This window comes from Polaromonas sp., from assembly GCF_030682935.1.
Classification (GTDB): Bacteria; Pseudomonadota; Gammaproteobacteria; order Burkholderiales; family Burkholderiaceae_C; genus Polaromonas.
In genome coordinates this window covers 1-5,791 of the sequence record NZ_JAUXNA010000257.1, presented here as the reverse complement: position 1 = coordinate 5,791, position 5,791 = coordinate 1, and the positions used below count along the sequence as shown (strand labels likewise).

9 protein-coding genes are annotated in these 5,791 nt (G+C 66.6%); 7 read left to right on the top strand and 2 right to left on the bottom strand.

The window, feature by feature from the left end; translation table 11 throughout:
• The 4 genes from tsaB to pyrF form a co-directional block, all read left to right on the top strand.
• Window positions 1–513, top strand: a 513-nt coding sequence (gene tsaB, locus Q8K05_RS11745; protein ID WP_305246784.1) for a tRNA (adenosine(37)-N6)-threonylcarbamoyltransferase complex dimerization subunit type 1 TsaB, incomplete at its 5' end; no start/stop codon positions are given.
• 14 nt (window positions 514–527) lie between these two features.
• Window positions 528–1,007 carry a ribosomal protein S18-alanine N-acetyltransferase gene (gene rimI / locus Q8K05_RS11740; protein ID WP_305246783.1) on the top strand — a complete coding sequence of 160 codons (480 nt, stop codon included), beginning with the start codon at window positions 528–530 and terminating at the stop codon, window positions 1,005–1,007.
• A gap of 22 nt (window positions 1,008–1,029) precedes the next feature.
• Window positions 1,030–1,806, top strand: coding sequence for a uracil-DNA glycosylase family protein (locus Q8K05_RS11735; RefSeq protein WP_305246782.1), 777 nt, complete (start codon window positions 1,030–1,032; stop codon window positions 1,804–1,806).
• Window positions 1,807–1,832: 26 nt separating this feature from the next.
• Window positions 1,833–2,672, top strand: a complete 840-nt coding sequence (pyrF, locus tag Q8K05_RS11730) for an orotidine-5'-phosphate decarboxylase (RefSeq protein WP_305246781.1) — start codon at window positions 1,833–1,835, stop codon at window positions 2,670–2,672.
• Between the two features lie 46 nt (window positions 2,673–2,718).
• On the opposite strand, the gene Q8K05_RS11725 is transcribed toward pyrF, so the two are convergent.
• Window positions 2,719–3,645: an EamA family transporter gene (locus tag Q8K05_RS11725; RefSeq protein WP_305246780.1), complete on the bottom strand. Its 927-nt coding sequence runs from the start codon at window positions 3,643–3,645 to the stop codon at window positions 2,719–2,721.
• Between the two features lie 214 nt (window positions 3,646–3,859).
• Here Q8K05_RS11725 and Q8K05_RS11720 point away from each other — a divergent pair, with 214 nt between their 5' ends.
• The 3 genes from Q8K05_RS11720 to Q8K05_RS11710 are packed head-to-tail and all read left to right on the top strand — an operon-like array spanning window position 3,860 to window position 4,921.
• Window positions 3,860–4,177, top strand: a complete 318-nt coding sequence (locus Q8K05_RS11720) for a YqjD family protein (RefSeq protein WP_305246779.1) — start codon at window positions 3,860–3,862, stop codon at window positions 4,175–4,177.
• 35 nt (window positions 4,178–4,212) lie between these two features.
• Window positions 4,213–4,608 (top strand): phage holin family protein, encoded by a 396-nt coding sequence (locus Q8K05_RS11715; protein ID WP_305246778.1) that lies wholly within the window; start codon window positions 4,213–4,215, stop codon window positions 4,606–4,608.
• Window positions 4,598–4,921 (top strand): YqjK family protein, encoded by a 324-nt coding sequence (locus Q8K05_RS11710; RefSeq protein ID WP_305246777.1) that lies wholly within the window; start codon window positions 4,598–4,600, stop codon window positions 4,919–4,921. The genes Q8K05_RS11715 and Q8K05_RS11710 overlap by 11 nt, the downstream gene beginning before the upstream one ends.
• 42 nt (window positions 4,922–4,963) lie before the next feature.
• Here the strand turns inward: Q8K05_RS11710 and Q8K05_RS11705 are convergent, their stop codons facing one another.
• On the bottom strand, window positions 4,964–5,413 hold the full coding sequence (locus Q8K05_RS11705; RefSeq protein ID WP_305246776.1) for an acyl-CoA thioesterase: 450 nt from the start codon (window positions 5,411–5,413) through the stop codon (window positions 4,964–4,966).
• Window positions 5,414–5,791 lie beyond the last annotated feature (378 nt).

Genomic DNA, 5,791 nt, shown 5'->3' with positions numbered 1-5,791 from the left:
GCCGTGGCGCAAGGCCTGGCTTTGGGCGCCAACCACGGCGCGGGTATCGCGGTGTTGCCCATCGACACGCTGATGGCCGTGGCCGAGGAAGCGCGCTTTCGGCGGGCGGACGCTGATGCCCCGTTCACGGTCACTGCGCTGCTGGATGCGCGCATGAGCGAAATGTATGTGCAGACCTATGAATTCAGCGGCGGCCGCTGGCGCGCGCGCCAGGAATGCGCGCTGATCCGGCCCGAAGACCTGGCGCCCGTGCCCGCCACCGCGTTGCTGGCGGGCAACGTCTTTGGTGTCTATGCCGACCGCCTGCCCGCGGGCCTGGCGGCGTTCGATCAGACCGAAGCGCTGCCCACCGCCACCGCCATGCTGCGCCTGGCACCGGCGCTGGCCGCCGCCGGGCATTGCGTGGAAGCGGCGCTGGCCCTGCCGCTCTATATTCGGGATAAAGTAGCGCTTACCACCGACGAGCGCGCCCGGATCAAAGCGCTGGCCGCCGATCTTTCCAACGCCGCTTAAGTCGCCAGCCTGCCATGAATGCTGCTCTCCAACCGCTAGAAGCCCAGTTCGAAGCCCTGACGCCCGCCTGGCTGGAGGCGGTGGTGCGGGTGGAAAGCAGCGCCTACGAGTACCCCTGGACGCAAAGCAATTTCACCGACTCGCTCGCATCCGGCTACCAGGCGCAGCTGCTGACGGCAGGCACGCCGCCGCAGGCCGAGCTGCTGGGCTATTTTGTCGCCATGAAAGGCGTCGACGAAGTGCATTTGCTCAACATCACGGTGGCGCCCGCGTACCAGCGGCAGGGCTGGGCGCCGGTGATGCTTGAAGCGCTGGTGATCTGGGCGCGCGGGCAGGGCGCGCACTGGCTGTGGCTGGAAGTGCGCGTGGGCAACGCGCGCGCCAAAGCCGTTTACGAACGCTTTGGCTTCAGCCAGGTCGGCATGCGCCGCAACTACTACCCGGCCGGTGCCGACGCACGCGAAGACGCCCTTGTCATGAGCCTGGCGCTGTGACTGAACCGATGAGCATCCCGCCATGAGCCTTCACCTTGACCCCCGCCAGCGCGCCATGCTGCGCGAGATGGGCGTGCGCGTCTGGCAGCCTGCCGAGCCCCTCCCTGAGCCTGTTTCCGAGCCGCCTCCCGAGTGGGTGGTGGCTATTGATTCTGTCGCTGATGGCGCAAATGAAGCGGGCGAAAGAGGCCGTTTCCATGAAAAAAAACAGGCGCTCACCGTAGCGCTGAAGTCGCCCGCACCAACCCCGCCCGCCGTCCCCACGCCAGCCCGGGCGCCGCAGCCTGCGCTGCGCGCTGCCGGTGGGCCAGCCGCCTGGAGCTTGGGCGACGCGCAGCTGCTCTACCCGGAGGCGGCCCGGACAGAGGGCGCACGCTGGCTGGTGCTGGCCGAAACCCCGGCCAGTGCGCTCAATGCCCCGACCTTTCAGGGCGATGCGGGCAAGCTGCTTGACAACATGCTGCGCGCCGCCCGCATGAACCGCGCCGGTACGGTGCTGCTGGCGCCGCTGGTGCGGCACGCGGCCAACGGCACGGTGGCGGATTTTTCGGCGGCGTTGTCTGACCTGGTCGCCCGTGTCCAGCCCGATGTGCTGCTGGTCATGGGGCGGCTGGCGGCGCAGGCCTTGCTGCCCACCGACGAGCCTTTCGGCAAGCTCCGGGGCCAGGTGCACCAGTTGCACGGCGCCAATACCGTTGTCACCTATGACGCCACCTACCTGCTGCGCAGCCCGGCCGACAAAGCCAAGGCCTGGGACGATCTGTGCCTGGCCATGCGCCTGTCTGTGCGCGCCGCCTGACGTTCCGCGCTTCTTACAATCACACCATGACCTTTCTTGACCAGCTGGGCGCCGCAGAGCGCCAGAACCAATCCCTGCTGTGCGTGGGCCTGGACCCGGAACCCGCCAGATTTCCCGGCAAGCTTCAGGGCGACGCCAGCAAGATCTATGATTTTTGCGCCGCCATCATTGATGCCACCGCAGATCTGGCGCTGGCCTTCAAGCCGCAAATCGCCTACTTTGCCGCGCACCGCGCCGAGGACCAGCTAGAGCGGTTGATGGACCATATGCGCCGCACCGCGCCGCAGGTGCCCGTCATTCTGGACGCCAAGCGCGGCGACATTGGCAGCACCGCCGAGCAGTACGCCCGCGAAGCCTTTGAGCGCTATGGCGCCGACGCGGTCACGCTGTCGCCCTTCATGGGGTCTGACTCGATCACGCCCTATCTGAAGTACCACGGCAAGGGCGCCTTTTTGCTGTGCCGCACCTCCAACCCGGGCGGCGACGACCTGCAAAACCAGCGCCTGGCGTCGGTGGACGGCCAGCCGCTGCTGTACGAGCACATTGCCCGCCTGGCGCAAGGCCCGTGGAATCTCAATGGCCAGCTCGGGCTGGTGGTGGGCGCGACTTATCCGGCCGAGATCGAGCGCGTGCGTGCGGTGGCGCCCACGCTGCCGCTGCTGATTCCGGGCGTAGGCGCGCAGGGCGGCGACGCCGTGGCCACCGTGCGCGCCGGCTGGCGGCCGGACGCGCCCATCATCGTGAACTCATCGCGCGCCAGTTTGTACGCCTCATCGGGCCAAGACTTTGCCGAAGCGGCGCGGCGCGAGGCCATCAAGACGCGCGATGTGCTGCAGGCGGCACGCGCCGCAATTGCTATTATTTAAATAGCTGCTTGCCCTCGTATTTGTTGGGCTGGAGCCGCTTTTTGCTTCAAGCGTCGGCTGCAAAGCGGCGCTTGAGCAGGCCGCCCAGCATCACGCAGCCCAGCGCCGCCACCACCAGCGCAATGCCGGCCCATTGCCAGGGCGTGATGACTTCGCCCAGCACCAGCATGCCGGCACTCAGGCCCACAATCGGCACGCCCAGGCTGAAGGGCGCGACGCGGTTGGCCGGGTGGCGTTTGAGCAGGCCGGTCCACAGGCTGTAGCCGACGAGGGTGGCGACCCAGCCCAGGTAGGCCACCGCCAGCCAGCTCGATGCGCGCGCCTGCGTCCACTGCCAGCGCGCAACGTCGGGGTCGAACAGCGCCGACAGCGCGACAAAAGGCAGCACCGCGACCATGCTGCTCCACACCACAAAAGCCGGGGGCGAGTAGTTGGCGGCCACCTGCTGCACGCGCCGCGCCACGATGTTGGACAGCGCCCACATCGCCGCCGCGCACAGCGTCAGCAGCAAACCCAGCAGGGTGGTGGCGCTGGCCAAGGCCGCGCCAGGGTTCAGGTAGTTCATCGCAAAGCACGCCAGGCCCAGCGCCGCCAGCACCATGCCGATCTGTAGCGGCCGGCTGGCGCGCTCCTGCAGCAGCACAAAGCCGAACAGCGCCGTGAAAAACACCTGGGTCTGCAGCAGCACCGACGCCAGCGCGGCCGTCATGCCGACCTGCAGCGCAAAAAACAAAAGGCCGAACTGTCCCACGCCCTGAAAGAAGCCGTAAAGCACTACCCATTTCCACGGGATGCGGGGCGGCCGGATGAACAGCGCCAGCGGCAGCACGGCAAACAGATAGCGCGCCGCGCCGAGCTGGAACGGCGTGAAGTCGCGCAGGGCAAATTTCATCACGACGAAATTGACGCCCCACAGCAGGACCACCGTCAGGGCGGCGGCCAGATCCCGGCCGCTCAGGCGGGTGTCGCTCACGCCAGGGCTCCATCGCAGGGCACGCCCGGGCGTGGGGTTGAAAAGAAGAGGAAAGCAGGGGGCATGGCGGTGTGGATCCGGGTAACAGTTCAGGGCGGCGGTGAAGCCTGGCCATCAGACCCCGCTGATTATTCCCTACAGGCGTGAAAAGACGCAGTGCCGGGTGCTAATCTGCTAACCTTTGGCTTGTCTATTAATTTTTGAAAGGCCCATCATGTCCAACAGCCGCGCCAGTGTCGAGTCGCAGGAAAAATTGGTTTCTGACATCAAGTCCGTGATCTCGGACGCCGAAGAAATGCTGTCGGCCACGGCAGGCCAGGTCGGCGACCAGGTCGCCACCTTGCGTGCCCGCGTTCAGACCCGCCTTCACGATGCCAAAGTGCGTCTGGGCGAAGCCGAAGCCGTACTCGTCGCCAAGACCAAGGCCGCCGCCAGGGCCACAGACGCCTACGTACACGAGTCGCCCTGGACTTCCATCGGCGTTGCCGCTGGCGTGGGCCTGCTGCTGGGCCTGGTCATTGGCCGTCGCTGAATCGCGGGCCGGTTTTCAGGGAAATACCCGCTTTTATGGCCCATGAATCGGGCGGCTCCGGCCCGCTGGCCGCGCTGAGAAACATCGTCGCCACCGTGCTGGGCACGGTTCAGGTGCGGCTGGCGCTGCTGGCCAATGAAATCCAGACCGAAAAGCACCATGCCCTGCAGCAGCTTGCGCTGGGCCTGGCGCTGGCGTTTTGCCTGGGCCTGGGCGTGGTGCTGGCCGTGGCGCTGGCTGTGATCCTGTGGTGGGACAGCCGTGTCTGGGTGGTCGGGATGTTCACCGCGCTGTTTTTCGGCTTGGCCGCGTATTTTTATGCGGCACTGCGCCGCAGCAACGCGGAATCCACCTCCCCGTTTGAGGCCAGTCTGGCCGAGTTGCAGGAAGACCTGCGCCAACTCAAGGCGGCCGCGGGCCATGAAAAATAGTCTGCTTGAGCTGCACCAGCAGCGCGGCCGGCTGCGGGAACGCATTGCCAGTCAGCGCGCCGCCCTGGCGCAGCAGCTGGTGCCGCTGCAAAATGCGTCGGATGCCGGCCAGCGCATGGTTGCGCTGGTGCGCAGCGCCGTGCAGTACCTGAAAAACCACCCGCTGCAGGTGCTGCTGGCGGTGTCGGCGCTGGTGCTGCTCAAGCCGCGCGGCGCCTGGCGCTGGCTGGGGCGGGGCGTGGCGCTGTGGCGCAGCTGGCGTGCGCTGCGCGCCTGGGTGCCGTCGTCGCTGTTGGGCCGCTGGCTGCGCTAGGGCCGAGCCCCGAGCCTCGGGGGTGAATGCGTGACGAACGCGCTAGGCGCCCAGTGGCGCGGCACGGGCCGCGTCAAGGTGGGCTTTCACGCGCTGCGCCAGCGCAAAATCGCCGGGCGTTTCGGGCAGCCAGGCCTCTACAGGAAGGGCCTTGCCGTCGGCGTCAAGCGCCACAAACACCACCAGGCATTCGGTGATGGTTTCCATCTGGCCGGTTTTCAGGTCGCCGCTGCGCACTTCCACGGCAATGTTCATGCTGGTCCTGCCGGTGTAGGCCAGGCGGGCCTGCACCTCAACCAGGTCGCCAATCATGATGGGGCGATGAAAGCGGATGCTGCCCACCGACACCGTGACGCAGTAGCGCTTGGCCCAGCGCGTGGCGCAGGCGTAGCCGGCTTCGTCGATCCATTTCATGACGGTTCCGCCATGCACCTTGCCGCCAAAGTTGACGGTGTGGGGTTCGGCCAGAAAACGCAGGGTGATGGAGGACATGGGGTGGCTTTTTAAAAGTGGGGCCTTCATTATCGGGAAAAAACCCAGCCTGGCGTCACCCAATAAAGTCGAACAAATACTATTGAAAGCATAGCTGCTTGCGCCCGTCGCTTATGGGCTAGAGCCCTAAAACGCTAAAAATTATCGCGCGGCGCCAGCGCCAGCGGCGCGGTTAGGCGCCGTGCGGTGCGGATGGCACGGGCGCGATCAGAGCAGCCGCTTCAGGTAGCGCCCGGTGTGGCTGTCCGGGTTGGCGGCAATGTCTTCGGGCGTGCCCACGCCCACCACCATGCCGCCGCCGGCGCCGCCTTCGGGGCCCATGTCGATCAGCCAGTCGGCGGTCTTGATCACGTCCAGGTTGTGCTCGATCACCACGAT

Excerpts from the sequence above, each read along its gene's own strand:
- rimI (WP_305246783.1), top strand. The coding sequence starts at position 528 with ATGAATGCTGCTCTCCAACCGCTAGAAGCCCAGTTCGAAGCCCTGACG.
- Q8K05_RS11735 (WP_305246782.1), top strand. The coding sequence starts at position 1,030 with ATGAGCCTTCACCTTGACCCCCGCCAGCGCGCCATGCTGCGCGAGATG.
- pyrF (WP_305246781.1), top strand. The coding sequence starts at position 1,833 with ATGACCTTTCTTGACCAGCTGGGCGCCGCAGAGCGCCAGAACCAATCC.
- Q8K05_RS11720 (WP_305246779.1), top strand. The coding sequence starts at position 3,860 with ATGTCCAACAGCCGCGCCAGTGTCGAGTCGCAGGAAAAATTGGTTTCT.
- Q8K05_RS11715 (WP_305246778.1), top strand. The coding sequence starts at position 4,213 with ATGGCCCATGAATCGGGCGGCTCCGGCCCGCTGGCCGCGCTGAGAAAC.
- Q8K05_RS11710 (WP_305246777.1), top strand. The coding sequence starts at position 4,598 with ATGAAAAATAGTCTGCTTGAGCTGCACCAGCAGCGCGGCCGGCTGCGG.
- Q8K05_RS11705 (WP_305246776.1), bottom strand. The coding sequence starts at position 5,413 with ATGTCCTCCATCACCCTGCGTTTTCTGGCCGAACCCCACACCGTCAAC.